The sequence below is a fragment of the Butyrivibrio sp. genome (assembly GCF_017940685.1).
Taxonomy (GTDB): domain Bacteria; phylum Bacillota; class Clostridia; order Lachnospirales; family Lachnospiraceae; genus Butyrivibrio.
Map to the genome: position 1 here is coordinate 1 of NZ_JAGAYD010000134.1, position 3,304 is coordinate 3,304.

Sequence of the window (3,304 nt, forward strand, 5' to 3'; positions counted from 1 at the left end):
CCCTTGAAAAGAAACAGGAATTTACCCTTAAGATAACACAGGCAAATAAGACTCAGCTCATAACAATACTGTATGAAATGGTGATCGATTATCTCGAGGAGAGTATAGATGAACTGGCAGTAGGTCAGAGAGTTGATGCGGAAAAGAGCCTTATGCACGCCCAGAACTGCATCGATGAGCTTATCCATTCCCTTAATATGGAGTATGAGCTTGCCAGAAACCTTCATAAGATTTACATTTTCTCAAAAACAGAGCTGGCTGTTGCCTCTGCAACTGGAAATATCCACAGAGTATGGAAGGTTAAAAAGAACTTTGAAAAGCTTCATGAGGCTTATGTAGAACTTGAAAAGTATGATACTTCAGAGGTTCTTATGGGCAACACCCAGAAGGTTTATGCGGGCCTGACCTATGGAAAATACTCTTTAAATGAGGATATTACGGCACTTTCCATGAACAGAGGTCTTATGGCGTAAGGTGACCTTAAGAAAATCTTAAGATATTAATATTTCAGAGAAAAAAGTAAGCAGAGCGAATAGAAATTATCGATTTAACAAAGAGCGGAAAAACATACTTTCCGCTCTTTTATTGCTTTTGGGGCAAAACCCAAGTGCAAAATTGCATAAAAAACAATTATGAATTTTTGCGGGCAATGGGATTTTCAGGGGGTTTACAAAGAAAATCAAACATGTTAGATTTTTTTTCGCGAGCTCGACAATTGCTATGAAAGGGGTAGATATTTATTTTCGCAATCTTAATACTGTTTTTGACAGGGGCTGTTTTTACAGATCTGTTCAAGGACAAGATATTTAACGCCTGGGTCATTCCGGCACTTTCTACTGGCGTTATCTCATCACTTATTCAGGGCTCTGACAGATTATTTGAATCTCTGTCAGCAGTGGGAGTAGCATTTCTTATTCTTTTACCTGTCTATTTTCTAAAGGGCATTGCAGCCGGAGACGTGAAGCTATTCATGTCAGCAGCATCTTTTTTATCAGTCAGTGATACACTTTCCTGTATCCTGGTCTCATTTTTTATCGCAGGAATCATTTCGGTTCTGGTTATCATTTTCAAAAGAAACAAACAAAAGACGATACATTTTGCAATACCGGTTTTGGTAAGTGTTTTATTCGTCATGGGAGGTATTTTATGATGGAGAGTATCCTTGCTATTTTTGATAAGAGCACTCTTTATTCCATGAGGCTTTCAGAGTATCTAAGGGAGCATTTAAAGCTGTCATTTAGTATTCAGACTTTCACGGAAAAAGAAGAGTTTATGGCTTTTTTGGAAAGTGAGGAAGTATCGCTTCTTGTAGCATCAAGTAGTGCAAGCCTTGGCCTTGAAGAGGCACTACGGGACAGATGCGGATCTGTGATGATCTTAGAGGAAGAGGACTTTAAAGGTCCTTCAGGATGGGATGATAGTGACGGCTTTTTCCACATGAGCAAGTATCTTCCTGCGGGAAAGATCCTGGAGAAGATCCTTACAGTGTGCATGGAGAGTCCTGATGGCTTTTCTGATCTTGGCATAAGGCACATGGAAAACGACTGCAAGGTCATAGGTCTTTACACACCGCTTTCAGGAAGCGGGCAGACAACACTGGCAGTTCAGATGGCGGAGCAGCTTGCAAGGACCAATAAGACTATATTTATCAGTTTTGAGAGTTTTTCGGCTCTAACAAGGACCTTTGACGACGAGGCAAAGCAGGATATCACAGATATGATGTACTACGCTGACTGCGAGAGAGATAAGTTCTGCATCTATCTTGAGAAGATCAAGATAAGAGAATACGGAGTTGACTACATCGCGCCAGCTAAAACTGCCATGCAGATAAAGGAAATGGGATATGAGAAGGTAAGGGAGCTGATAGCTCTTTTATCAAGGGAAGCAGGATATGAATATGTGATCCTGGACCTTAAAGATTATCCAGAAGGCTTCTTTGATATCCTGTCCATGTGCGATGTGCTCTATACCATAGGCAGAAACAACTCAGCAGATCAGTATCGGATGGGCAAGTACAATAAGGTACTTTGCGAAAATGGCTACGAGGAAGTTCTTTCAAAGACAGTGAGGTGCTTTTTTCCTGATGACTGCGGCGGTGCTTCATACAAAAAGCATGTAGGAGAGCTCATAAAGAAGGGGCAGGAGGTGCTGCTTCTTGGAGCATAACTTGGACGAGCTGAGAGTCAGGATCAAGGAAGAGGTGGTAAGGAGCCTTGATTTTTCCAGGGAGATAAGTGATGAGGAGCTGTTTGAACTGATAGATACTGAGATTGGAAGCTTTCTTAGGGATAAGGCGCTGCCAGTCAGTGTCAAAAAGACCCTCAGGATGAATGTGTATCATTCCATAAGAAAGCTGGATGTACTTCAAAGTCTTGTGGATGACCCTTCTATCACAGAGATAATGGTCAACGGCACCGACAATATCTTCATCGAAAAAGACGGTAAGATATGTAAGTCGGGTCTTCATTTTGAATCAAGACAACGCCTTGAGGATGTGGTTCAGCAGATTGTTGCTTCCTGCAACAGAGTTGTCAATGAATCATCGCCAATAGTGGATGCAAGGCTTGAAAATGGGTCTCGAGTAAATGTTGTATTATCACCTATTGCCCTAAATGGCCCCATCGTTACCATAAGAAGATTCCCGGATCAGCCCATCACCATGAAAAGGCTGATAGAGCTGGGATCGATCTCTGAATATCTTAAAAGTTATATCGAAGTGCTGGTAAAAGCCGGGTATAACATCTTTATTTCTGGAGGAACAGGGTCTGGAAAGACCACTTTTTTAAATGCACTGTCTGATTTTATTCCAAAGGATCAAAGACTTATCACAATTGAAGATAATGCTGAGCTTCAGATTCGAGGCGTGCCAAATCTGGTAAGGATGGAGGCAAGAAACGCCAATGTGGAAGGTTGCAGGCCCATCACCATAAGGGACCTCATAAAATCTTCTCTTAGAATGCGTCCGGACTGGCTGGTGGTGGGAGAAGTCAGAGGCGATGAGTGCGTGGATATGTTGCAAGCCATGAACACAGGGCACATGGCCATGAGTACAGGTCACGCAAACAGCGCTGCAGACATGCTCTCCAGAATTGAGACCATGGTACTCATGGGTATGGAGATCCCGCTTTCTGCGGTAAGAGGCCAGATTGCCTCTGGAATCGACATTGTGGTCCACCTTGGAAGACTTCGTGACAGGAGCAGAAAGGTCCTTGAGATATGCGAGCTTGAAAAAGAACTTGATGAAAGAAGCGGAAGGATCAAAGTGAACACGCTGTTCAGGTTCGAGGAGAGTGAGAGTATGAGC

General features: G+C 42.6%; 4 protein-coding genes. All 4 read left to right on the forward strand.

Annotated elements, in window-relative coordinates; all coding sequences use genetic code 11:
* Window positions 1–473 (forward strand): flagellar export chaperone FliS (locus J6I68_RS08615; protein ID WP_292219631.1); only part of this gene is annotated, 473 nt, incomplete at its 5' end.
* Window positions 474–757: 284 nt separating this feature from the next.
* A complete protein-coding gene (locus J6I68_RS08620; protein ID WP_292219640.1) occupies window positions 758–1,150 on the forward strand; it encodes a prepilin peptidase in 393 nt (130 codons plus the stop codon).
* The gene (locus tag J6I68_RS08625; RefSeq protein WP_292219634.1) at window positions 1,147–2,166 is read left to right on the forward strand and encodes a hypothetical protein; all 1,020 of its coding nucleotides are present in this window, start codon (window positions 1,147–1,149) and stop codon (window positions 2,164–2,166) included. Before J6I68_RS08620 ends, J6I68_RS08625 begins: the two co-directional genes overlap by 4 nt.
* Window positions 2,156–3,304, forward strand: a 1,149-nt coding sequence (locus J6I68_RS08630) for a CpaF family protein (protein WP_292219637.1), incomplete at its 3' end; no start/stop codon positions are given. The genes J6I68_RS08625 and J6I68_RS08630, both read left to right, overlap by 11 nt.

Coding starts and splice junctions, on each gene's coding strand:
- J6I68_RS08625 (WP_292219634.1), top strand. CDS start 1,147: ATGATGGAGAGTATCCTTGCTATTTTTGATAAGAGCACTCTTTATTCC.